This window comes from Pseudomonas sp. LBUM1664 (assembly GCF_059695895.1).
Window position 1 is genome coordinate 2,559,447 of record NZ_CP166791.1, and the last position, 23,060, is coordinate 2,582,506.

A 23,060-nucleotide genomic window follows, 5' to 3' on the forward strand; every position below is an offset into this window, starting at 1 on the left:
ACCTGTGGCGAGGGGATTTATCCCCGCTGGGCGGCGAAGCAGCCCTAAGCTCACACCTCGATCTACCGGTCGATCACCTCAACATCTTGGGGCCGCTGCGCGTCCCAGCGGGAGCAAGCTCCCTTGCCACGGGTTTTGTGTTGGTCAGGGTGGCAGTGATCAGTCCTTGCTGCCTACCTGTGCAAAATCACCTGCGCAATCTCCTGCAACCCCATCACCCGTTGTGCGGCGTTGAGTTTGATTGCTTCCTTGGGCATGCCGAAGACCACGCAGCTGGCTTCGTCCTGGGCCACGGTGCTGCCGCCGGCGTCGAGCATTTCCTTCAGGCCCCGGGCGCCGTCGTCGCCCATGCCGGTCATGATGATGCCGGTGGCATTTCGGCCGGCGAATTTGGCCACTGAGCGAAACAGGACGTCCACCGAAGGGCGATGGCGGTTGACCAGCGGGCCGTCTACCACTTGCACGTGGTAGAACGCACCGCTGCGGGTCACCATCATGTGTTTGCCGCCGGGGGCAATGAGCGCCAGGCCCGGGTGGATACGGTCGTTGTTGCGGGCTTCACGCACTTCGATCTGGCACAGGCTGTTGAGCCTGGCGGCGAACGAGGCGGTGAATTTTTCCGGCATGTGCTGGACGATGACGATGCCCGGGCATACCCGCGGCAGGGCGCTCAGCACTGCTTCCAACGCCTGGGTGCCGCCGGTGGAGGTGCCCAGGGCGACGATGCGTTCGGTGGTCTGCGCCATGGCGTGGCCGTTGGCGGCGGGCAGCATGGCGTCGGCGGTGAGTTTGGCGGCAGGCGTCAGCGGCGCAGGGCGCTTGCCCAGGTTCCGGACGTTGACCTGGGCGGCGGCCCGAATGGCCGATACAAGCTCTGGCGCTGACTCCAGCAAGAAGTTCTTCAAACCGCTGGTGGGCTTGGTGATGATTTCCACCGCACCGGCGGCCATGGCCTGCAAAGTGGTTTCCGCGCCTTTGGGCGTCAGGGACGAGCAGATCACCACCGGCGTGGGGCGTTCGTTCATGATTTTTTTCAGGAAAGTGATGCCATCCATGCGCGGCATCTCCACGTCGAGCACGATCACGTCGGGCCACTCGCGGGCCAGTTTGTCCATGGCGAAGATCGGGTCGGAGGCGGCGCCCATGACGTGGATGTCCGGCGTGTCGCTGAGGATCGCCAGCAACACCTGGCGGACCACGGCGGAGTCATCCACCAGCAATACATTTATCTTTTTTGACATGGTTAATGCCGGGTCCTTATTGGTTGGTGCCTGACCCATACGTCGCCGTTGCAAAGGTCGAAGATGATGCTTCTGTGGCCGGTGCTGCCCATGTCATGGGCGATCAGGTCCAGGCGATAGAGGGCGGCCATCTCCAGCGCTGCGTTGACATTCATCCGCGCCACATCGCCGTAGGGCACGTGGCGTTGCAGCTCGGGGAACATCTCGCCGCCGCCGAACAACTTGAGCTGGTACTCCTCGGGCTCGGTGTGATGGGACCGCGCCTGGCGGATGAACAGCTCGATGGCTTCGTCGGCGTACATGCCGTTGAGGGCGGTGCTGCAGCGCACCCGGCTGGGCAACATGAAGTGGCACATGCCGCCGATCTTGCGCTCGGGATGCCACAGGGTAATCGCCACACAGGAGCCGAGAATGGTGCGCAGCCGGGTCGGGCAAGTGGCAAAGCGAAACTCCCCCGGTGCCAGGTAAACCTCGGCCACTTCCCTCATCACGGCGCTCATGGTTTGCGATAAATCGATGGCGCCACCAGTTTCAACGCATCGGACACGCCGTTGAGGCTTTCCGAATGGCTCACGATGAAATACCCGCCAGGCTTGAGCCGAGGGATCAATCGGGCGACCACTTTGCTTTTGGTGGGTTGGTCGAAATAAATCATGACGTTGCGCAGGAAAATCACATCGAACTCCCCCAGCTCCGGCAAGGTGTCGTTGAGGTTGACCTGGATGAAGTTGACCCGGTTGCGCAGCGCCCGGTCGATGAGAAACGTGCCTTGCTGGCTGCCGGTGCCCTTGAGGCAATATTTCACCAGCAGCGGTTGGGGCAGGGTGCGAGCGCGTTCCATCGGGTAATGCCCGGCACGAGCCTTGGCCAGCACCTGGCTGCTGATGTCTGAGCCAATGACTTCCCAGGGCGTGGTGCCCAACCCTTCGGCCAGGGTCATGGCCAGGCTGTAGGGTTCCTCTCCCGACGAACTGGCTGCGCTCCACAGGCGAAAGGTCTTGCCCGGCGCCGCGTTGGGCAGCACATGCTGACGCAGAAAATCGAAATGCTTGGGCTCGCGGAAAAAGTAGGTTTCGTTGGTGGTGAGCAGGTCCAGCGCCACCTGCAATTCGTCGGTGCGCTGGCCGTTCATGATCAGCTTGAAATACTCGCCGTAGCTGCCCAGCTCATAGTGTTTGAGGCGTTTGAACAATCGCCCGGCCACGAGGGCCTTCTTGGCCGGCGACAGGTTGATGCCCGCGGCCTGGTACAGCCAGGATTGAAACTGGCTGAATTCATGATCGTTGAGCGCCAGTGCGTTCACCGTGCGGTCCTTGCAGGTTTCAGTACTCACTGGGCTTCAACTTCCTGCGCGGCGGGGCTGGACTGGGCGAGCTGGGACATCTCGTCGATGGACAGCACCCGGCCCACCTCCAGCACGATCACGAATTTGCCATCGACCTTGGCCATGCCGCTGATGAAGTCGGCGCGGATCTTTGCCCCGAAACTCGGGGGTGGTTCGATTTGCGACGCCGGGATTTCCAGCACCGCCGACACCGTGTCCACCAGCAGGCCGATATCCTGTGCGTGCCCGTCCTCGGTGTTGGCCTCGATGATCACCACGCAGCTGCGCCGAGTGATCGCCGAGTTCTGCCGGCCGAAACGCGCCGACAGGTCCACCACTGGCACGACCGCGCCGCGCAGGTTGATCACTCCGCGCACGAAGGACGGCATCATCGGTACCACCGTCAGGTTGCCGTATTCGATGATTTCCTTGATGCACAGGATGCCGATGGCAAACATCTCCGTGCCGAGCATAAACGTCAGGTATTGCGCTTCTTCCTCGACCGCCAGTGCGGTTTGACGTGTGGTAGCGATGGCGCCCATGCCTTTTTCTCCTTTAAGCGAGCCTGTGGGAACGGACGGTCAGAACCGGGTGAATTCGGATTCGTCTGGTGCGCTGGCCATGTTGTAGGCAAACGCTTTGGGCAACACGGTCACGGAGGTCCGGGCCGGCTTGCGGCTGGACGGGCCAGGTGTGTTGTCCACCCTCAAAGACTGGGCGGCCGATTTGGGCGGCGTGTCCAGGGTGAAGAAGCTCATGGCCTGTTGCAGTTGTTCGGCCTGGCTGCTCATTTCCTCGGCGGTGGCGGCCAGTTCTTCGCTGCTGGAGGCGTTCTGCTGGGTGACCTGGTTGAGCTGGGTCATGGCGGTGTTGATCTGCGCCACGCCGGCGGCCTGTTCTTCGGAGGCGGCGCTGATTTCCTGCACCAGGTCCGAGGTCTTGTTGATGGAAGGGACCATCTCGTTGAGCAGATGCCCGGCCTTCTCGGCCATGTCGACGCTGCTGGAGGACAGTTCGCCGATCTCCTGGGCCGCCACTTGGCTGCGTTCGGCCAGCTTGCGCACTTCGGCGGCGACGACGGCGAAACCTTTGCCATGTTCACCGGCGCGAGCTGCTTCGATCGCCGCGTTGAGCGCCAGCAGGTTGGTCTGGTAGGCGATGTCGTCGATGATGCTGATGCGCTGGGCGATTTTCTTCATCGCCACCACGGTCTGCTGCACCGATTCGCCGCCGTCGGTGGCTTCCTTGGCGGCCTTGCTGGCCATGCCGTCGGTGACCTTGGCATTCTCGGTGTTCTGATTGATGCTGGCGCTCATCTGCTCGATGGAAGCACTGGTTTCCTCGACGCTGGCGGCCTGTTCGCTGGTGGCCTGGCTCATCGATTGTGCGGTGGCGCTGACTTCTTCAGAGGCGCTGGCCAGGTTATCTGCTGCGTTACGCACTTCACTGATGATATGGGACAGTTTGCCCACCATGTTTTGCATGGCGTTGAGCACCATGCCGGTTTCGTCTTTGGAGCCGCTTTCGATTTTCGCGTTCAGGTTGCCTTCGGCCAATTGTTCGGCGACGGCTGCGGCCTGCTTCAAGGGGCGGGAGATGATTCGCGAAATGAACAGCGCCAGGCCCAGGCCCACCAGCAGGGCAGCAATCAGCACGGCAATAATTGAAAGGCGCGCTTGTTCATACAGCTGCGTGCCGTGTTCGCTGGCTGCGCCGGCCCCGGCGTCATTGAATTCAACCAGTTTTTGCAGGTCGGTGGTCACCAGGTCGAACTGACGCTTGGACTCGCCCTTGAGCAGCGCGTGGGCTTCGTCGGTCAGATTTTGCCGGGACAGTGCAAACAGGTCCTTGCTGATCGCCAGATAGGCGGTCCAGTCATTGCGAGTGGTTTCGAACAGCTGGCGGTCTTCTGCGTTGGAGAGCAGCTTTTCATAGGTTGCCAGGCGCGTTTCGAAGGCCTTTTTGGCGTCTTCCGCTTCTTGCTCGATGGTGGTGCGTTCCTGTGCCGAATCGGCGGCAATGTGGCGGTTTTCCTTGAGGCGATAGTTCGCCCCGAAGAAGCGCATGCCTGAGGCCGCACGCATGGAAGGCATCCAGTTTTCACGCATCTCGATGGTGGTGCCGTTCACCTGGCCTAGCTGGATGATCGAGAACACCCCCATGACGGTGGTCAGGGCCAGCACCACAACAAATGAGGTGATCAGTTTCGTGGCGATTCTAAGATCGTAGAACCATTTCATTGGGAAGTACCTCTCCATGGAGTTGCTAAAGCGTCAGCGAGCATTGGCTTGTTGTAATAGGGGTGAGGTGTAACGGGGTTCTATTTGGGCGATTTGGGCGAGCAGTGCCGGTACGTCGAGAATCAACGCCACGGCGCCGCTGCCCAGGATGGTCGAGCCGCTGATGCCGCGCAGTGCGCCGAACAGCTTGCCAAGGGGTTTGATGACGGTCTGGAATTCACCCAGCAAGTCATCCACCACCAGCCCGGCCTTGAGTTCGGCGTAGCGCACCACCACCACGTTCTGCCGGCGCGAGGCCGGGCCTTCATGGTCGAAGTGATCACGCAGGTACACCAGGGGCAGGACTTCACCGCGCAGGTCGAGGTAGCCTTGTTCGCGGCTGGTCAGCCCATCGTCTTCGCTCAGTTCGATGCATTCCTGGACCATGTCCAGCGGAATGACGTAAGTGGACTGGCCGATGCCCACCAGAAAACCATTGATGATCGCCAGGGTCAGCGGCAGGCGGATGCGCACCACGGTGCCCTTGCCTGGCTGGCTGTCCAGGTCGACCGTGCCGCGCAGCAGGGTGATGTTGCGCTTGACCACGTCCATGCCCACGCCCCGTCCCGAAAGGTTGGTGACGGCTTGGGCAGTGGAAAAACCGGGTTCGAAGATCAGGTTGTAGATCTCCTGGTCGGTGGGGCTGGCGCCTGCGGCGACCAAGCCACGTTCCTGGGCTTTTTCCAGGATCCGGTCGCGGTTCAGGCCGGCGCCGTCGTCGGCGATTTCCAGCACGATGCTGCCCGAGTCGTGGTAGGCGTTGAGGTGCAGATGCCCCTTGACCGGCTTGCCGGCCGCCAGTCGTGCTTCGGCGGTTTCGATGCCGTGGTCCATGGCGTTGCGCAACAGGTGCATGAGCGGGTCGCCGATTTTCTCCACCACGGTCTTGTCCAGCTCGGTTTCCGCGCCGCTGATGATCAGGTCGATGTCCTTGCCCAGTTCCTGGCTGACATCGCGCACCACCCGGCGGAAGCGGTTGAAGGTTTCGCCGATGGGGATCATGCGCAGGCGCAGGGCGCCGTCGAGGATTTCTTCCACCAGCCCGGACACTGTCGAGGTGGACTCCTGCAACGGCGCGTTCTGGCAGGTGCGGGCCAGCAGGCTGGCACCGGCACTGGCGATGACCAGTTCGCCCACCAGGTTGATCAACTCGTCCAGCTTGTCGGCATTGACCCGCACATAGGTACCGTCCTTGGCTTTGCTGTCGCTCGTCACGGTCTGTTTGTCGGCGCAGACCTGGGCAGGCATGCGTGGCGTCTTGCGTTGGTCTGGCATCAACTCGCCGGTGGTGACCAGCCCTGTGTTTTCGTCGGGCTGCTCCTGAGCCGTTGCAACCAGGCCGGTGTTCGCCTGGGGTAGGGCGTCATCAACGACAACGATCTCGATCTCGCAGTCTTCGCGGACGAAATCGAAGACTTCGTTGATCGCCCCGTGGCTGGCGGCCGAGCGAAACTCGATGTCGAAGCCCAGGTAGCAGGACTCGGCATCCCAGGCTTCGGCGGCTGGCATTGTGTCTGTCAGCGTGGCGATGTGGACGATTTCACCGAGGGTTTGCAGGTAGCGCAGGAACGACAGCGGGTCCATGCCGTTGCGGAATACGTCCAGGCCAAAGTGCAGGGAAATGTGCCAGAGCCTCGTTTCGGATGGCTCGTCTGTTTGGGCTTCACTCGTCGGTGTCGGGTCGACGGCAGGCGCGGGCAACTGGTACTCCTGCAGGATCTGGCACAATTCCATTTCCCGTTTCAGGGCCGGTGGCTGCAGGGTTGAGCCTTGGTTGGCCACCACGTTGATCAATTCCAGCATGTGATCACTGGACTTGAGCAACACGGCGATCAGGCCGGCATCCACTTCAACGCTGCCGTTGCGCAGGCGATCGAGCACGTCTTCGACGATATGGGTGAAGCTGACGATGGGTTCCAGGCCGAACAGCCCGGCCGAGCCCTTGATGGTGTGGGCTGCCCGGAAGATCGCGCCGACGGCATCATCGTCGCCAGGGTCGGTTTCCAGTTGCAACAGCGACTCTTCCATCGCCTGCAACAACTCCCGTGCCTCGACGATGAACGTTTGTTGTGCCTGATCGAGATTGATGCTCACGCGCATATCCTTTGTCGTGTCGGGCCGGCGGTGCAGTGGGTTAGGCCACTAGATTGCACAACTCCAGCGTTTCGGTGACGGCCTTGCTGCGCCCGGTCAGCGTCAGGTGAGTGCCGGTCTTCGGCGCCTCACGCAACACCATCAGCAGCAGTTGCAGGCCGGCGCCGTCCATTTCGGTAATTTGTGACAGGTCCAGTGCCATGCGAGGCGTATTCCCCAGGCATGGCAGCAGCTGCGCTGCCAGGTCGGCTGCGGTGTAGATCGTCAGCTCGCCGTCGATCTGCACCTGCGCGGTGTCGCCTTGTGCTTCATACAGCAAGGGCATCGCAGCCTCCGACGATCAAGGAAGAATCAGCTTGGAAACCGCCGCCAGCATCTGCGCCGGCTGGAACGGCTTGACCACCCAGGCCTTGGCGCCCGCGGCCTGGCCCTCGAGCTTTTTCGACTCCTGGGATTCGGTGGTGAGCATGATGATCGGCGTGAACTTGTAGCTGGCCAGCTTCTTGACCTCCTTGACGAAGGTGATGCCGTCCATGTTGGGCATGTTCACGTCGCTGATGATCAGGTGCACTTTCTGGCCATTGAGCTTGCCCAGTGCATCCTTGCCGTCGCTGGCCTCGATCACGTCGTATCCCGCACTTTTCAACGCAATGCCGACCACCTGCCGAACGCTCGCGGAGTCGTCGACAACCAATACACTTTTAGCCATGAAGGCTCTCCTAGAAGAAGGTTATTTCCTGTGAAATCTGTTGCGCGCCCGAGTTGCCGTGGTGATTGCGGCGTTGCTCGTCGGTGGCATAAGTGGTTTCCATGCGTGCCAGCCATTGACGGGCATCGATGGCGACAGCCTGATCGAGCGACTGACTGGCCTGCTGCATGTGCACATGCAGGTCCTCGATGTTGTCGCGCACGTGGCTGAGGATCTGGCTGACCCGATCCTGGAATTGAAGGCTTACCAGCACTTCGGTGAGTTCGTCGCGAATACCGAAGCTTTCCTGTTGCAGCATGGCGGCCGAATCGGCGAGCCGCCCGGTGACGCTCTTGAAGCGTTCCAGCACGCGCTGGATGCTCTCTTCGGAGTGGGTCACCGAATGGCTGTCCTGGTCCGCGCCGCTGGAGGCGGCCTGGACCAGTTGAGTGATGGCGGTATTGATGATGTCGACCTTGGCCGACATCTGTTGGCCGGTCTCGCTGGATTTGCTCGACAGGCTGCGCACGGCGTCGGCCACCACGGCAAAACCACGTCCGGCTTCGCCCGCGCGGGCGGCTTCGATGGCGGCGTTGAGGGCCAGTAGGTTGGTCTGTGCGGCAATCGCTGCGACATCGGCGGCCATGGTCCGCAGTTCACCGGTGTAGGCGGTCAGGTTACGCACCTGAGCCAGGGTTTCATCGCGGCTGGTTTGGGTGGCCTTCAAGGAATCGATGAGTTGGACCAGTTCGCTTTCGCTCTGGGCCAGCACCTGCACGGCACCGCCACTGCTTTTGCCGGCCAGTTCACCGGCCGCCAGTTGCGAGGCTTGCACGGTGTCTTCCAGGCGTGAAGATATGCCGGTGAAGCGGCTGGTCAGCGAGACGATGGCGGTTTCGGTCTGCTGCCGGGAGCTTTCCACCTGCTTGGCCCAGATCGGCATGGCCCCGAGGATGACTTCGTTGAGTTGTGCGTTGGTTTTATGGGTGAGGTGTTCGGCGGCGTGTAGCTCGTGGCGGGCAGTGGCTGCGGCGACGGCGCTGTCGAGCTGACGACGCTGAGACCGTGCGCCCCACACGCCAGCACCCAGGCCAAGGGCCAGGAGCGCAGCACTTAAACCGATGTTTTGTGCACTCGGACCGTTGAGTGCCAGCGTGCCGACGCTTGCACCCATGGCCACAAGCACTGCACCCCAGAGGATGCGTGGCGGGGTTGGGGCAAGGGAATGACCGTGTGGGTACGACGTCATGGTTCGGTCCTTGAACAGTGTTGCAAACAGGTTATTTGCGAATAACTGGTTATCTGCGCCCCCCACTCGGACTTTAAGACCGATCGTCCGATTCTGGCATTGCCGTAGGCGTTGGCCTGCTCGGACAGTGGCACTGCGCCAGCAAAAATTAGACGCAGTCTGCAAAATGTCGAGATCATCCGCTCGCACTCATTCGGTATTTGTGCCGCTCTGTCCTGTATTGAAGGTTCGTTTTGGTATAGCTTCGTCTGCCTGCCTACGCAAAGGAACGCTCATGATCGACGGTCCCGCCATTCTCACGGTGCTAGTGGTTTATATCGCTGGGGTGATCATTCCCGGGCCCAACTTTGTCGCGGTGGTCCACAAGGCTGTGGCGGCGACGCGCCTGGAGGCGCTGGCCCTGGTGACCGGTATCGTGTTGGTCAATCTGTTCTGGGCCACGTGTGCCATCGCCGGTATCGGCGTGGTCTTCGCCGCATTCCCTTGGGCGGCGTTGGTGGTCAAGGTGTTGGGTGCCGGATATCTGATCTGGTTCGGTTGGCGTCTGTGGCGTCAGGCCGGAGCCAGTCCGGTGTCGGGTACTCAGAGCGGGGCTGGCAGTTTTCGGCAGGCTTTCATGCAAGGTGTGGTGACAAACATCGGCAATCCGAAATCCATGGCGTTCTTTGCGGCGGTTTTTTCCGCTGCGACACCGACCCACGTCTCCAGCGCGACGTTCCTGGCAATGCTGGCGGTGGTGGGGGTGGTGTCATCGACCTGGTACACCCTGGTGACGCTTGCCCTGTCAAAGCCGCGGATTTCTTCGGGCTATCGGCGCAGTAAGAAATTCATCGACCGGTTGTGTGGGGGGTTGATCGGGCTGCTGGGGGTTCGGCAATTGGTCCAATGAACCTGTCATTAACCCGATGCACAGATTGAGCTAGATTACTGATCCTGGATCCTCCACCTTCTGCCACGAGCCCCCATGTCCACCCAAACCCATCTGCCCCTCTGGAAAACCTATCTCCTGTTCCTGACCCCCATGGTCCTGTCCAATTTCCTGCAGGCCATGTCCGGCACGCTCAATAGCATCTATATCGGCCAGATGCTGGGCACCCAGGCATTGGCGGCGGTGTCGGGCATGTTTCCCATCGTGTTTTTCTTCATCGCGTTGGTGATTGGACTCGGCGTGGGAGCGGGGGTGTTGATCGGGCAGGCCTACGGCGCCGGAGAAACCAGTACGGTGAAGGCAATTGCTGGCACAACGCTGCTTCTGGGGGCGATCATCGGGCTGGTGGCAGCGGTACTCGGCAGTGTCTTTGCGCGTCAGGCCTTGCAGGGGCTGGGCACCCCGGCCGATGTGCTGGAGGACGCTGTTTCGTATGCCCGGGTCATGATGTGGATTCTGCCGATACTGCTGGTGTTCGTGCTGTTCACCCAGTTGTTGCGTGGGGTGAGCGATACGGTGTCACCGCTGCTCGCATTGTTGGTGTCTACCATCGTCGGGTTGATGCTCACGCCAGCGCTGATTCGCGGCTGGCTGGGGCTGCCGCAAATGGGCATCCAGAGCGCGGCATTGGCGGGGCTGGTGGGTGCCGCGTCGTCCATGGCGATGCTGGCGTGGCGCCTGAACCGTCGCGAGCATGCCCTGGCACCGGATCGGGCGCTGTTCGCGGCGATGCGCCTGGACATGGACATTCTCGGCAAGGTACTGCGCATCGGCCTGCCCACGGGGTTGCAGATGGTGGTGATCTCGCTGTCGGAGTTGGTGATCCTGGCGCTGGTCAACCGTCACGGTTCCCAAGCCACGGCGGCCTACGGCGCGGTGACGCAGATCGTCAATTACGTGCAGTTCCCGGCGCTGTCGATTGCCATCACCGCCTCGATCCTCGGCGCCCAGGCCATAGGCGCCGGTCGGCAGGAGCGTCTGGGGCCGATCCTGCGCACGGGGCTGGTGATCAACGTCTGGCTCACCGGTGGGCTGGTGTTGCTTGGGTATCTGTTGTCCCACTGGCTGCTGGGGCTGTTTATCACCGACCCGGCGGCGCGGGTGCAGGCCGAACATCTGCTGCACATCATGCTCTGGAGCCTGCTGGTGTTCGGCTTCCAGGCGATCGTCGGCGGCATCATGCGCGCCAGCGGCACGGTGCTGATACCGGTGGCCATCTCGATCTTCTGCATCATCGCTGTGCAAGTGCCGGTGGCCTACCTGCTGGATGCCCGTCTCGGACTGCAAGGGGTGTGGATGGCGTTTCCGGTGGCTTACTTGAGCATGCTGCTGTTGCAGACGCTGTACTACAAACTGGTCTGGCAGCATCAGCCAATCGAGCGGTTGGTTTAGGTGAGGTGATTCACAGTGGCTTGGTCATCAAGGTTTGTTGCTCGCCCCAGGCCATGAAGTGTTCCCGCACGTGCCAGCCGCGCTGGGCGTAGTAGTCACTGCGGTCGTGGGTGTGCAAGTACACATGCTCGACGCCGTTGTCTTTGGCTCGGGCGCAAATCCCTTCGATCAATTGCTGCGCAATGCCCTGGCCTCGGGCCTGGGGCGTCACCAGTACACACGCCAGCCAGGGGCCAGGTTCAGGGCGCTCGGGCAGGTCATCTTTGGCGAGCGCTGCGCCGCCGAGCAATTGGTCGCCATCCAGGGCAATCAGGCACGGCCACTGTCCATTGAACTGGCCTTCGGCGAACTCGATCTGCCATTCGGCCAGGGATTGGGTGGCATATTCGTACTGGAACTGACGGTACAGCCAGGCGGCATAGGTCTGGCAGTGATGCATGTGATGGGCAAGCCAGTCGTAGTGGATCATCGGCAATCCTTTGGATGATAGGGCGCGGCGCCCCCATGGCGATACTGAGTCAGATGTCTGTTCGGGCGGTGCAGTGTCAAGAGGGGCGATGTTACAGTGAGTTTCGTCTGCCGTGCGATCACTCGAGGACCCTGATGCCTGTACTTTCCCCTTCTGTCACCGCTTACCGCGCCTTTCTCTTCGACATGGATGGCACGCTGCTCAATTCCATCGCCGCCGCCGAGCGGATCTGGACGCGCTGGGCAATACGCCAAGGCGTGGACGTGGCGACGTTTCTGCCGACCATCCATGGCGTGCGCGCCATCGACACCATTGCTCGCCAGTGTCTGCCGGGGGTGGATGCCCAGGCCGAGGCCGAGCAGATTACCCGGGAGGAAATCGAGGATGTGGAAGGCGTGGTGCAAGTGCCCGGTGCGGTGGCGTTTCTGAAAAACCTGCCGCCAGCCCAATGGGCGATTGTCACCTCGGCGCCCATGGCGTTGGCCTTGCGCCGTATGGAAGCGGCTGGAATTCCACGCCCCGGGGTGATGGTCACTGCCGAGGATGTGAGCGACGGCAAGCCAAACCCCGCCTGCTATCGACTGGCCGCCGAGCGGTTGCAAGTGCCGCCCCAGGAGTGCCTGGTTTTTGAAGACGCCGACGCGGGAATCAAGGCCGGCGAAGCGGTGGGAGCGGATGTAAGGGTGGTGACGGCGACGCACACGCATCCAGTGGACACCCGCCATCCGCAAATCAAGGATTACCTTGGGCTTGCAGTTGAGATGAATGAAGCTGGATTGATGCGAATTCTGTAACCACACAAATCCCCTGTGGGAGCGGGCTTGCTAGCGATAGCGGTGGGTCAGCTTGCATTCGTGTTGAATGTGCCGATGCCATCGCGGGCAAGCCTTGCTCCCACATTTTTATCTGTGGTTCCTTGAACCGGTCAGGTCACGACGCGATAGCACGGCACATACGCTGCGCCGCCCGGCAGTTTCATGCGGTGTTGGGCGACGAAGGCTTGGAGCAGGCGGTCGAGGGGTTCCATGATGGCGGCGTCGCCGTGGATTTCGTAAGGGCCGCGCTCCTCGATCAGGCGGATGCCTTTGTCCTTGACGTTACCGGCCACGATCCCCGAGAACGCGCGGCGCAGGTTGGCGGCCAGTTCGTGGGGGGGCAGGCCGCGGCTCAGGCCCAGGCTGGCCATGTTGGCGTGGGTCGGGTCGAACGGGCGCTGGAAGCCTTCGTCGATTTTCAACAGCCAGTTGAAATGGAAAGCGTCGTTGCGCTCGCGACGGAACTGTTTGACCTCTTTAAGCCCGTTGGTCATCTGCCGCGCCACTTCGGCCGGGTTGTCGATGATGATCTGGTAATGCTTCTGCGCTGCCTCGCCCAAGGTCGCACCGACAAACGCGTGCAACTGATCGAGGTACGGCGCCGCGTTTTTCGGTCCGGTGAGGATCACTGGGAATGGCAAGTCCTGGTTGGCCGGGTGCATCAGGATACCCAGCAGGTACAGGAACTCTTCCGCCGTACCGGCACCGCCCGGGAAAATGATGATGCCGTGGCCGACGCGCACGAAGGCTTCCAGGCGCTTCTCGATGTCCGGCAGGATCACCAGCTCGTTGACGATCGGGTTCGGTGCTTCGGCGGCGATGATGCCCGGCTCCGTCAGACCCAGATAACGGCCGCCTTGGATCCGCTGCTTGGCGTGGGCAATGGTGGCGCCCTTCATCGGGCCTTTCATCACGCCCGGGCCGCAGCCAGTGCAGATGTCCAGGCTGCGCAGGCCCAGTTCGTGGCCGACTTTCTTGGTGTACTTGTATTCTTCGGTGTTGATCGAGTGACCGCCCCAGCACACGACGATTTTCGGCTCCACGCCGGGGCGCAATGTGCGGGCGTTGCGCAGCAGGTGGAACACGTAGTCGCTGATGCCCTGGGACGAGGCGAGGTCGATGCGCTGGCTGTCCAGTTCGTTCTCGGTGTAGACGATGTCGCGCAGGGCGCTGAACAGCATTTCCCGGGTGCTGGCGATCATCTCGCCGTCGACGAAGGCGTCGGCCGGCGCGTTCAGCAGCTCCAGGCGTACGCCCCGGTCCTGCTGGTGAATGCGGATCTCGAAGTCCTTGTAGGCTTCCAGGATGGTCTTGGCGTTATCAACATGGGCGCCAGTGTTGAGGATAGCCAGGGCGCACTGGCGGAAAAGAGTGTAGATACTGCCGGAACCGGCTTCGCTCAGTTGTTGGACTTCGCGCTGGGACAGGGTCTCCAGGCTGCCCTTGGGGCTCACAGAGGCGTTGATTACATGTCTTTGAGTCATTCAGCTTTCCTTGAAAACGATGCCGTACACACGACGACGGCATCTTGAAAAAAACGTCCACGCAGAAAGATCGCACGATCCATGCGGTATCGCCACGGACTTTGATCCGAATCCTTCGGGTCGGTTGCAACACAAAACGAGCCCCAGCATAGCTAAATCGACCGGGGAGGCGATAATGCGTGACTCTTTTTATGCCGTACAAGGAAATTGCATCGCGATGTTCGAGATCAAACCGTGGGATGCCAACACCTACCGACAGCAGACGCGCCGCAGCACCCTCATCGTCGTGGTGGCGTTCGTGGCGCTGGCGATGCTGCTGTCCAGCCTGGCCGTGATCCTGTTCGGCACGCCTGGGGGCGATAACTTTCGCTTCAATCTGGGTGGAGTGATTGCTGCGGTACTGGTGATGATCGCGCTGATGCGCCTGTACTTCTGGTCGCAGCCGTGGATGGCCGCGGCGGTATACGGCTGGCAGCTCAAGCGCAGCCTGATGAGCGTTACCAACGTGATGCACCAGGTGACGGCCGGTGTGCAGGTCCAGGACCCGACGGCCATGAAGCTGCTGCGCTTCTATCACCTGGGGTTGGCGCAGATGCATCAGCTGGACGCCAACTCCAGCGCCCAGGGCTCACTGACCCGGGAGATCGACGAGCACCTGGATAAGATGCAGGCGCTGAACCTGGACACCGAACAGCCGAAGTTGGACCCGGCCTGGATCGAGGCAGTGAAAAGGGCCTATGTCGAGCGTTGATTGACTCGCTTTGGCAGTAGCGCGCCATGCTCCTCGCCTAAGCCCCACCTTCGTGAACGCGTAAAATCCATCGCCCCGGTCAGCACGCTTCGGCGGCTTGCGCCATGCGCTGCAAGAACATCGCCAGTGCGGCTTCTTCTGCGCTCAGGCCTTTGCGTACCCGGGGTTTGGGCAGTTCCCTCAGGGCACCGAGCAGAAAAGCCTCGACCACTGCAGGATGAATGTAGCATTTACGACAGACGGCGGGCGTATTGCCCAGTTGCCGGGCGACCTGCCTGACCATCTCTGCGACGTGTTTTTTGGCCTCGGTCTCGGTTTCCCAGCACAGCATTCGCAGCCCGGCCAACGCCGCCGCGCTGCCGGCCCAGGTGCGGTAGTCCTTGGCGGTGAAGTCGGCGCCGGTGAGGGTTTTCAGGTAACTGTTGATGTCCGAAGAACTGATGGCGTGGCGCTCGCCGTTTTCGTCCAGGTATTGGAACAGGTTCTGCCCGGGGATTTCCTGGCAGCGCTTGATGATTCGCGCCAGGCGCCGGTCTTTCACCGTGATCTGATGTTCGACGCCGCTCTTGCCGCGGAACTGGAACGCGATGGCGCTGCCGTTGACCTCGACATGTTTGCTGCGCAGGGTGGTCAGGCCGTAGGAGCGATTGGCGCGGGCGTATTGGGTATTGCCGACCCGGATCAAGGTCATGTCCAGCAGGGTGATGACCGTGGCCATGACCTTGTCGCGGCTGAAACCGGGCGTGGCCAGGATCGCCTCCAGGCGTTTGCGCAGGCGGGGCAGGGTGCGTCCGAACTCCAGTATTCGCGAATACTTGTCCGCATCGCGCACTTCCCGCCAGCGCGAATGGTAGCGGTATTGTTTGCGCCCACGGGCATCACGGCCCGTGGCCTGGAGATGGCCGCGCGGATCGCGACAGATCCAGACATCGGTGTAAGCCGGCGGTACCGCCAGGGCGTTGATGCGCTGGATTTCAGCTGCATCGGTAATGCGTAGGCCCTGCGGGTCGAAATAACAGAACTTGCCCCGCAGCTTCCTGCGGGTGATGCCAGGGGCGGTGTCGTCGACGTAATGCAGGTCGGCCGGTAATGCATCCGGCGGCAGGGTGTCGGGCATAAAAAAATCCTTGGCAGCGAATCCGGATGCCTGTGATTTATTGACCACAGGCCGTTGCGGACGTGCCAAGATTTTGAGGGTGCTCCGCTCCCACATTGGTTCCATCTAAAGACTTCGAGGCCTACGCCAACACCGCCACCGCCTTGATCTGCGCCCACAGCAACTGCCCCGGATGGAGCTGCAGCTGATCGCGGGAGTAGCGAGTGATGCGCGCCAGCAGCGGTGTGCCGGCGGCTTCCAGGCGGATCAGCACATGGGCGGCGTTGTCGGCGGCCAGTTCGCTGACCACTGTGACCGGCAGGCGGTTGAGGATGCTGGTCTGGGCATCGCCCGCCAGGCTGAGGCTGAGGCTGACGTCCCGAGCCTGGACCTTGATGCGCAGTGGCTGCCCGATGGCCAGTGGCGTGTGGGCCACGCGCACGCTCAACTGGCTGTCGGGCAGATTCAGGGTCAGCAGTTGATAGTTGGCGTCATAACCGCTGACCTTGCCTTGGACCACCACACCCGCGTCATCCCCCAAAGCCAGCGGCAGGTCGAGCCGGGCCAGGGTCTCGCCGATGGGGCCGCTGGCCAGCACGCGGCCGGCGTCGAGCAGCACGAGATGGTCGGCCAGGCGCGCCACTTCATCCTGGGAATGGCTGACGTACAGTACCGGGATATCCAGCTCATCGTGGAGCCGTTGCAGGTACGGCAGGATCTCGTTTTTGCGCCGCGTATCGAGGGAGGCCAGCGGCTCATCCATTAGCAACAGTTGTGGGCTGGTCAACAAGGCTCGGGCGATGCCCACTCGCTGGCGTTCGCCGCCGGACAAGTTGTGTGGCTGTCGATCAAGCAGGTGGCCGATGCCCAGCAGCTCGGTTGCTTGGTCCATATTCACACGCCGTTGCGCTGGCGCAATGCGCTTGAGACCGAACGCCAGGTTGGCCCGCACCGACAGGTGCGCGAACAGACTTGCCTCCTGAAACACATACCCCAGCGCCCGTTGATGGGGCGGCACGAACACGCCGCGATCACTGTCTTGCCATACCTGACCATTGACCTCGATAAAGCCGTGCGCTGGCCGTTCCAACCCGGCGATGCAGCGCAGGCAGGTGGTCTTGCCGGAGCCGGACTGACCATAAAGCGCGGTCACGCCCCGGCCCGGCAATTGCACATCCAGGTCCAGGGAAAAATCCCCGTGGTCGAGCTGAAAACGCGCCTTAATCATCGATCAGCTCCAGCCGGCCCGGGTTCTGCGGCTGGAATACAGCGCCAGCAGCACAAAGAATGAAAACACCAGCATCGCCGCCGCCAGCCAGTGGGCCTGGGCGTATTCCAGCGCTTCAACGTGGTCGTAGATCTGCACTGAAACCACCCGGGTCTTCTCAGGGATATTGCCGCCGATCATCAGCACCACGCCGAATTCGCCGACGGTGTGGGCGAAGCCGAGAATCGCGGCGGTGATGAAACCGGGCCGGGCCAGGGGCAGGATGACGCTGAAAAAAGTATCCCAGGGACCGGCTCGCAGGGTGGCGGCGACTTCCAGGGGGCGGCTGCCGATGGCGTAAAAAGCGTTCTGCAGCGGCTGCACCACAAACGGCATGGAATAAATCACCGAGCCGATCACCAACCCGGTAAAGCTGAAGGTGAGGGTGCCCAGCCCGAGGGCCTGGGTGAACTGGCCGATCCACCCATTGGGCCCGAGGGCCAGCAGCAGGTAAAAGCCGATCACGGTGGGCGGCAGCACCAACGGCAGGGCCACCACCGCACCCACTGGCCCGCGCAACCAAGACTGGGTGCGCGACAGCCACAGGGCAATGGGCGTGCCGATGAGCAGCAGGATCACTGTGGTCAACGACGCCAGTTTCAGGGTCAGCCAAATGGCGGCGAAGTCGGCACTGGTCAGCGGCATTTAGCGTTGATAACCGTAGGCTTGGATGATGGCGGCGGCTTTCGGGCCCTTGAGGTAATCCATCAGTGCCACGGCAGCGGGGTTATCCCGGCCTTTGCTGAGGATAACCGCGTCCTGTTTGATCGGGTCATGCAGTTCACCTGGGACGATCCATGCCGAACCGCTGGCCACTTTGCCGTCCTTGTAAATCTGGGACAAGGCTACGAAGCCGAGTTCGGCGTTGCCGGTGGAGACGAACTGATAGGCCTGGGTAATGTTCTGGCCTTCGACAATCTTGCTTTTGACCTGCGCGGTCAACCCCAGTTTGTCCAACACTTGGGTCGCGGCCAGGCCGTAGGGCGCGGCTTTCGGGTTAGCGATGGACAGGTGCTGGAAATCGTTGTTCTTGAGTACCTGCCCCTGGCTGTCGACATAACCGTCCTTGGCTGACCACAGCGCCAGCGTGCCGACGGCGTAGGTGAAACGCGAACCTTTGACGGTGTCGCCTTCGCTTTCCAGCTTGGCCGGGGTGGAGTCGTCGGCGGCGAGGAAGACCTCGAACGGCGCGCCGTTCTTGATCTGGGTGTAAAACTGTCCGGTCGCGCCATAGGCCGTCACCAGTTTGTGGCCGGTGTCTTTTTCGAAGTCGGCGGCAATGGCCTGGATCGGCGCGGTGAAGTTGGCGGCCACGGCCACCTGCACCTCATCGGCCTGAACGGCACCAACGGTAAAGAGCGTGATCAGCAGCAACGGCGCGAAGCGGGTGAGGTGCATAAGTGAAGCTCCGTAGGATCAGGTTCGCTATATATAGAAATATATAGCGAATGGCTGACAAACGGAACGCGACATTTTGCCAGGGGATCAGCGGTGAGCGATGGTGAATGGGCAGCCGCCATCGCGAGCAGGCTCCCACAGGTCCGGCGGTCTACCCGGATGTGATGGTTGCCACAGATTCATTGTGGGAGCGAGCCTGCTCGCGATGACGGCCTAACAGGCGATGATGATCATCAGGACCGGCCACGGTTGTTGAGTCGGGCCAGTGCCTCTTCGGCCAGGCACCGTGTCAGTTCGGCGGTCGACAGCTCCCGGCCCATGGGAAACGCCTGGCCGGCCCAGAGGTTGCTGAAGTCGGCTTCATCCTTGGCGCGCAACGGCATCAACGCACCACCGGCCAGCGGAAATGCCGGCGCCATCGGGCTCATTGGGCCGACTTCGCGCATCACCCGGTTGACGATACCTCGAGCTGGGCGGCCAGTGAAAAGGTTGGTGACGGCGGTCTGGCTTTCCTTGGCCGTGCGCAGCGCCCGGTGATGGGACGGGCTGATCTTGGCCTCAGGGGTGAACAAATAGGCACTGCCCAGTTGCACCGCCGATGCGCCGAGGGCAAACGCCGCAACGATCCCCCGCGCATCGCCGATGCCGCCCGTGGCGATAACCGGCACCTTCACCGCATCCACCACCTGGGGCAGCAAGGCAAACAGGCCGACCTGGGTGTTGACGTCGTCACTGAGGAACATCCCGCGATGGCCGCCGGCTTCATAGCCCATGGCAATAATCGCGTCGCAACCTCGCTGTTCCAGCCAGATGGCTTCCTCGACGGTGGTGGCCGAAGAGAGGATTTTCGCGCCAGTAGCTTTTACCCGATCCAACAGGGATTTTTCCGGCAGGCCGAAGTGGAAACTGACCACTTTGGGGCGCATTTCTTCCAGCACGCGGCAGGCCGCATCATCGAATGGTGTGCGGTTGGACACCGGCGTCGGCGCGTCGAAATCGGCGCCCAGTTCCTGGTAATAAGGCTTTAGCCGTTGCTTCCAGGCCTCGGCCCGCTGCTCATCGAGCACCGGTGGCTGGTGACAGAAAAAATTCACATTGAATGGTTTGTCGGTTTGTTCGCTGATCGTCGCCAGCGCTTGGCGCAATTGTTCGACGTCGAGCATCGCCGCCGGCATCGAGCCCAGCCCGCCGGCATTGCAAGTGGCTATCACCATGGCCGGACCGGTCACCCCGGCCAGTGGCCCCTGGATGATGGGCAGTTCGATACCGAGCAGGTCAAGAATGCGGGTGTCTGGCCACTGACTCATGTGTGGGGTCTCGACGGCAGAAGGAAACAGCGTTTTTAGCAGGTGTGGCCCAGTCAGGGCCAGTCGAGTTTTTCAATCGAGCGCTGCAGCTTGATCCCGGCGGGGGGAGGGTTACCATGCGGCTTCACTTATCAAGGAGCCATGAACCATGGACGTTAAACTCAAGGCAGTCGAGCCCTTCAGCGTGGCCGGTTTACAGGTGCACACCCGCAACTCCGACGAGCAGCGGCCCGACACGGCAAAGATCGGCCCGATGTGGCAGCAGTTTTTCACCGAAGGGCTGTTCGACAAGGTCCCGGCCAGGCAGTCGGAGTCGTTCGTCTATGGGGTCTATTCCAATTACGAGTCCGACGCCACCGGCCACTTCGATGTGACGGCCGGCGTGGAAGTGGATGCCACGAGCGCAGGCTACCCCGCCGTTAACATCGAGGGCGGGGATTACCTGGTGTTCTCAGCGAAAGGGCCGATGCCCGATTGCGTGATCCAGACCTGGGGTCTGATCTGGGAATATTTCGCCGACAACCCGCAGACCCTGCGCCGCTTCACCACTGATTTCGAGGTTTATAGCGGCCCCGATTCGGTCGCGATCTACATCGGCGTTCAGTCCCCGGACGAGCGTTCCAGCGCCAGCAACTGACGTTTGCGCTCCACGCCCCAGCGATAGCCCGACAAGTTGCCGTCGCTGCGCACCACCCGGTGGCAAGGGATCGCCACGGCCAGGCTGTTGGCGCCGCAGGCCTGGGCCACGGCGCGCACGGCTTTGGGCAGACCGATACGCTGGGCGATCTCGGCGTAGCTGGCGGTGCTGCCCGACGGAATGTCCCGCAGGGCCTGCCAGACCCGTTCCTGGAACGCCGTGCCCCGCAGATCCAAGGGCAGGTCCAGGCCCAATGCCGGCGCTTCGATAAAGCCGACCACCTGGGCGATCAATTGCTCGAACTCCCGGTCGGCGCCGATGAGGTTGGCGCGGCGGAACTTGTCCTGCAGGTCCCGCACCAGCGCGTCCGGGTCGTCCCCCAGCAGGATCGCACACACGCCACGTTCGCTTTGCGCCACCAGGATCGCCCCGAGGGAGCATTGCCCGACGGCGAACCGGATGTCGGTGTTCTGCCCGGCGGCGCGGTAGTCGGTGGGTTTCATGCCCAGCACTTTGTCGGCGGCTTCATAAAAGCGGCTGTTGGAATTGAAACCTGCGTCGTACAGCGCTTCGGTGATTGTCCCGCCATCGGCCAGACGTTCGCGCACCTTGCGCGAGCGGTGGGCGGCGGCGTAGCCCTTGGGTGTCAGGCCGGTAACGGCCTTGAATACCCGATGAAAATGGAAGGGGCTCAAGCCGGCGCTGTGTGCCAGTTCATTGAGCCCTGGCAACTCGTCGGCCGCCTCGATCTGCCGGCAGGCGGCCGCGACCCGGGCCGTTTGTTGGGCGGCAATCTGGGTCTGGTCCCTGGCCACGCGCTTGCTGGGACGGTAGCCCGCTGCCTGGGCTTGCTCCGGGGTGTCGAAAAATTCAACGTTACGCGGGTTGGGCAGACGCGAGAGGCTGCTGGGGTGGCAATAGATACCGGTGGTTTTCACGCCATAGACGAATTGCCCGTCGGCGCGCGGATCGCGAGCGAGCACGGCGGCCCAGCGAGGGTCCAGTTCAGGGGCGAGAGTGTTCGAAGTGTTGTTCATGGTCGTTCTGTCCATTGGCCCGTTTTGCCTACAGTAGCGAGCCTGCGAGGTGGCAACACTCCGGGTCTTGCGGTTGAATTCTGCACCTTCACCCGGCGGTGCGAAACGTCAGGTTGATCCGCTGGGCACCCAGCTGCGGATGCTGTCCTTGCTTGAGCGGCAGCACACCGTGGTAACGCAACCGGTCCACGCCGCCCCAGACCACGATGTCGCTATGGAACAACGGAACGCGAAGGCTCTTGTCGCTGCGCTCGAACCCGCCGAACTGGAACACCGCTGGCAGGCCCAGGGACATTGAGACGATGGGCGCCGTGAGGGTGCGTTCGTTCTTGTCCTGGTGCAGCGACATCCGTGCGCCGGGTACATAGCGGTTGATCAGGCAAGCGTCGGGTTCGAAGTGCTCGAACTGCGCCTGCTGGGCGGCCGCCTGCGCCAGTTCGCGGAACACGGTTGGCATGTCGGGCCAGGGTTGGCCGGTTTGTGGATCATGGGCCGTATAGCGATAGCCGCTGCGGTCGGTGGTCCAGCCCAGCGCACCGCAACTGCTCAAGGCGACCGACATGGTGAAGCCGCCGGGCGTCACCATTTGCCGAAACGGCGCAGCCTGCAAGACCGTTTCCAAGGCTGGCAGCAAACGGTCCAGCCAGGGCAGGGCGAAGCCGCGCAGCACGAACGCCTGCTGGCCTATCTGTTCGGTCTGGCCGGGCGGGATGGGCGCCTGGTCGGCGAACAAGTCCAGCATGATCGAGGGGTCATCACTGCGCATCATGAAAAATGATTCCTAGGGTGTGCCGCCTGCCGCTGTGCACGCGGCTTACGCCATGGCGCAAGTTCACTCGATAATAACCGCGAACGCCTTTGACGGGGCGTTGATGCACGGCGAACACCACGGCATCGCCCTGTTTCAGATCGATGACCTGGGGCCGCGATTGCATGCGCGGGCGTTGTTCGGTAAGCACGAATTCACCGCCGCTAAAGTCCTGGCCCGGCTCCGCCAACAGAATCGCTACCTGCAATGGGAACACCTGCTCGCCGTACAAATCCTGATGCAGACAGTTGTAGTCCTGCGGGTCGTATTGCAGCAGCAAGGGGGTAGGACGCTGTTGCCCAGCGCCATGGCAGCGCTGAATAAAGGCCGGGTGTTCGTCAGGATATCGCACCTCAATGCCCATGCATTCGTTCCAGCGATTGGCCAATGGTACCAACGCCGGGTACAACGACTGGCGCAGTTGCTGGACGATATCGGGCAGCGGATAACGAAAATACTGATACTCACCGCGGCCGAATCCATGCCGGGCCATCACCACCCTGGAACGAAAAAGCCCGGGTTCGGCGTACAAGCCACTGAGCATCCGGCACTGCGTGGCCGGTAGCAGGTTGCGGATGACGGCGCTGCCGTCCTGCTCAAGGCTTTGTTCCAGGGCGGGCCAGTCAAGGGTGTTGATTCGTTGGGTCAGTGAGGGCAGGGACATGCCTACAATCCTTGGTAGAAAGGATTGGTCAGTCTGGGGAGGGCTTCGACGGCTGGCACCCCGGATCTTGCGGTGCGTCAATATCCGAGCGCTCACCCATCCCGAGCTGACACACCACATCACCCTGTGGCG

At 61.9% G+C, this 23,060-nt stretch carries 23 protein-coding genes and 1 pseudogene; 5 read left to right on the forward strand and 19 right to left on the reverse strand.

Translation table 11 applies throughout. The annotated features are described in order from the left end of the window. Nucleotides 1-173: 173 nt before the first annotated feature. The 9 genes and pseudogenes from ACA047_RS12100 to ACA047_RS12140 form a co-directional block, all read right to left on the reverse strand. Entirely contained in the window at nucleotides 174-1,241 is a 1,068-nt protein-coding gene (locus tag ACA047_RS12100; protein WP_497359412.1) for a protein-glutamate methylesterase/protein-glutamine glutaminase, read from the reverse strand. 2 nt (nucleotides 1,242-1,243) lie between these two features. After that, on the reverse strand, nucleotides 1,244-1,741 hold the full coding sequence (gene cheD / locus ACA047_RS12105; protein WP_497359413.1) for a chemoreceptor glutamine deamidase CheD: 498 nt from the start codon (nucleotides 1,739-1,741) through the stop codon (nucleotides 1,244-1,246). Continuing rightward, nucleotides 1,738-2,574 (reverse strand): CheR family methyltransferase, encoded by an 837-nt coding sequence (locus ACA047_RS12110; RefSeq protein WP_497359414.1) that lies wholly within the window; start codon nucleotides 2,572-2,574, stop codon nucleotides 1,738-1,740. The genes cheD and ACA047_RS12110 overlap by 4 nt, the downstream gene beginning before the upstream one ends. Beyond that, a complete protein-coding gene (locus tag ACA047_RS12115) occupies nucleotides 2,571-3,107 on the reverse strand; it encodes a chemotaxis protein CheW (RefSeq protein WP_497359415.1) in 537 nt (178 codons plus the stop codon). Before ACA047_RS12115 ends, ACA047_RS12110 begins: the two co-directional genes overlap by 4 nt. Before the next feature lie 39 nt (nucleotides 3,108-3,146). After that, complete coding sequence (locus tag ACA047_RS12120) at nucleotides 3,147-4,805, reverse strand: methyl-accepting chemotaxis protein (protein WP_497359416.1); 1,659 nt, start codon at nucleotides 4,803-4,805, stop codon at nucleotides 3,147-3,149. A gap of 33 nt (nucleotides 4,806-4,838) precedes the next feature. Next, complete coding sequence (locus tag ACA047_RS12125) at nucleotides 4,839-6,938, reverse strand: chemotaxis protein CheA (RefSeq protein ID WP_497359417.1); 2,100 nt, start codon at nucleotides 6,936-6,938, stop codon at nucleotides 4,839-4,841. Between the two features lie 40 nt (nucleotides 6,939-6,978). Beyond that, the gene (locus ACA047_RS12130) at nucleotides 6,979-7,263 is read right to left on the reverse strand and encodes an STAS domain-containing protein (protein ID WP_497359418.1); all 285 of its coding nucleotides are present in this window, start codon (nucleotides 7,261-7,263) and stop codon (nucleotides 6,979-6,981) included. 15 nt (nucleotides 7,264-7,278) lie between these two features. Then, nucleotides 7,279-7,647 carry a response regulator gene (locus tag ACA047_RS12135; protein ID WP_047227658.1) on the reverse strand — a complete coding sequence of 123 codons (369 nt, stop codon included), beginning with the start codon at nucleotides 7,645-7,647 and terminating at the stop codon, nucleotides 7,279-7,281. A 10-nt stretch (nucleotides 7,648-7,657) separates the two neighbouring features. Further along, nucleotides 7,658-8,602: pseudogene (locus ACA047_RS12140) on the reverse strand (methyl-accepting chemotaxis protein); the annotation flags it as partial. Between the two features lie 547 nt (nucleotides 8,603-9,149). Here ACA047_RS12140 and ACA047_RS12145 point away from each other — a divergent pair. Continuing rightward, nucleotides 9,150-9,764 (forward strand): LysE family translocator, encoded by a 615-nt coding sequence (locus tag ACA047_RS12145; protein WP_497359419.1) that lies wholly within the window; start codon nucleotides 9,150-9,152, stop codon nucleotides 9,762-9,764. 75 nt (nucleotides 9,765-9,839) lie between these two features. Beyond that, nucleotides 9,840-11,195: an MATE family efflux transporter gene (locus ACA047_RS12150; RefSeq protein WP_497359420.1), complete on the forward strand. Its 1,356-nt coding sequence runs from the start codon at nucleotides 9,840-9,842 to the stop codon at nucleotides 11,193-11,195. A 10-nt stretch (nucleotides 11,196-11,205) separates the two neighbouring features. Here the strand turns inward: ACA047_RS12150 and ACA047_RS12155 are convergent, their stop codons facing one another. Beyond that, nucleotides 11,206-11,664, reverse strand: coding sequence for a GNAT family N-acetyltransferase (locus ACA047_RS12155; RefSeq protein ID WP_497359421.1), 459 nt, complete (start codon nucleotides 11,662-11,664; stop codon nucleotides 11,206-11,208). Between the two features lie 134 nt (nucleotides 11,665-11,798). Here ACA047_RS12155 and ACA047_RS12160 point away from each other — a divergent pair, with 134 nt between their 5' ends. Next, the gene (locus ACA047_RS12160; protein ID WP_497359422.1) at nucleotides 11,799-12,458 is read left to right on the forward strand and encodes an HAD-IA family hydrolase; all 660 of its coding nucleotides are present in this window, start codon (nucleotides 11,799-11,801) and stop codon (nucleotides 12,456-12,458) included. 131 nt (nucleotides 12,459-12,589) lie between these two features. On the opposite strand, the gene ppnN is transcribed toward ACA047_RS12160, so the two are convergent. Further along, on the reverse strand, nucleotides 12,590-13,963 hold the full coding sequence (gene ppnN, locus ACA047_RS12165) for a nucleotide 5'-monophosphate nucleosidase PpnN (RefSeq protein ID WP_497359423.1): 1,374 nt from the start codon (nucleotides 13,961-13,963) through the stop codon (nucleotides 12,590-12,592). Nucleotides 13,964-14,180: 217 nt separating this feature from the next. Here ppnN and ACA047_RS12170 point away from each other — a divergent pair, with 217 nt between their 5' ends. Next, nucleotides 14,181-14,714, forward strand: a complete 534-nt coding sequence (locus tag ACA047_RS12170) for a DUF3087 family protein (protein ID WP_497360317.1) — start codon at nucleotides 14,181-14,183, stop codon at nucleotides 14,712-14,714. Nucleotides 14,715-14,793: 79 nt separating this feature from the next. Here the strand turns inward: ACA047_RS12170 and ACA047_RS12175 are convergent, their stop codons facing one another. The 5 genes from ACA047_RS12175 to ACA047_RS12195 all read right to left on the reverse strand — a co-directional run bounded on the left by ACA047_RS12175 (nucleotide 14,794) and on the right by ACA047_RS12195 (nucleotide 19,782). After that, nucleotides 14,794-15,831 carry a DNA topoisomerase IB gene (locus ACA047_RS12175; RefSeq protein ID WP_497359424.1) on the reverse strand — a complete coding sequence of 346 codons (1,038 nt, stop codon included), beginning with the start codon at nucleotides 15,829-15,831 and terminating at the stop codon, nucleotides 14,794-14,796. A gap of 121 nt (nucleotides 15,832-15,952) precedes the next feature. After that, entirely contained in the window at nucleotides 15,953-17,038 is a 1,086-nt protein-coding gene (gene modC, locus ACA047_RS12180; protein WP_497359425.1) for a molybdenum ABC transporter ATP-binding protein, read from the reverse strand. Nucleotides 17,039-17,041: 3 nt separating this feature from the next. Next, nucleotides 17,042-17,722, reverse strand: coding sequence for a molybdate ABC transporter permease subunit (modB, locus tag ACA047_RS12185; protein ID WP_497359426.1), 681 nt, complete (start codon nucleotides 17,720-17,722; stop codon nucleotides 17,042-17,044). After that, entirely contained in the window at nucleotides 17,723-18,475 is a 753-nt protein-coding gene (gene modA / locus ACA047_RS12190; protein ID WP_497359427.1) for a molybdate ABC transporter substrate-binding protein, read from the reverse strand. Nucleotides 18,476-18,708: 233 nt separating this feature from the next. Further along, on the reverse strand, nucleotides 18,709-19,782 hold the full coding sequence (locus tag ACA047_RS12195) for an NAD(P)H-dependent flavin oxidoreductase (RefSeq protein ID WP_497359428.1): 1,074 nt from the start codon (nucleotides 19,780-19,782) through the stop codon (nucleotides 18,709-18,711). 148 nt (nucleotides 19,783-19,930) lie between these two features. On the opposite strand from ACA047_RS12195, the gene ACA047_RS12200 reads away from it, so the two are divergent. Next, nucleotides 19,931-20,419 (forward strand): GyrI-like domain-containing protein, encoded by a 489-nt coding sequence (locus ACA047_RS12200; protein ID WP_497359429.1) that lies wholly within the window; start codon nucleotides 19,931-19,933, stop codon nucleotides 20,417-20,419. Here ACA047_RS12200 and ada read toward each other — a convergent pair. The 3 genes from ada to ACA047_RS12215 all read right to left on the reverse strand — a co-directional run bounded on the left by ada (nucleotide 20,383) and on the right by ACA047_RS12215 (nucleotide 22,928). Next, nucleotides 20,383-21,456: a bifunctional DNA-binding transcriptional regulator/O6-methylguanine-DNA methyltransferase Ada gene (gene ada / locus ACA047_RS12205; RefSeq protein WP_497359430.1), complete on the reverse strand. Its 1,074-nt coding sequence runs from the start codon at nucleotides 21,454-21,456 to the stop codon at nucleotides 20,383-20,385. The genes ACA047_RS12200 and ada overlap by 37 nt on opposite strands. Before the next feature lie 88 nt (nucleotides 21,457-21,544). Then, nucleotides 21,545-22,222 carry a DNA oxidative demethylase AlkB gene (gene alkB, locus ACA047_RS12210; RefSeq protein ID WP_497360319.1) on the reverse strand — a complete coding sequence of 226 codons (678 nt, stop codon included), beginning with the start codon at nucleotides 22,220-22,222 and terminating at the stop codon, nucleotides 21,545-21,547. Next, complete coding sequence (locus ACA047_RS12215) at nucleotides 22,212-22,928, reverse strand: 2OG-Fe(II) oxygenase (RefSeq protein WP_497359431.1); 717 nt, start codon at nucleotides 22,926-22,928, stop codon at nucleotides 22,212-22,214. The genes alkB and ACA047_RS12215 overlap by 11 nt, the downstream gene beginning before the upstream one ends. Nucleotides 22,929-23,060 lie beyond the last annotated feature (132 nt).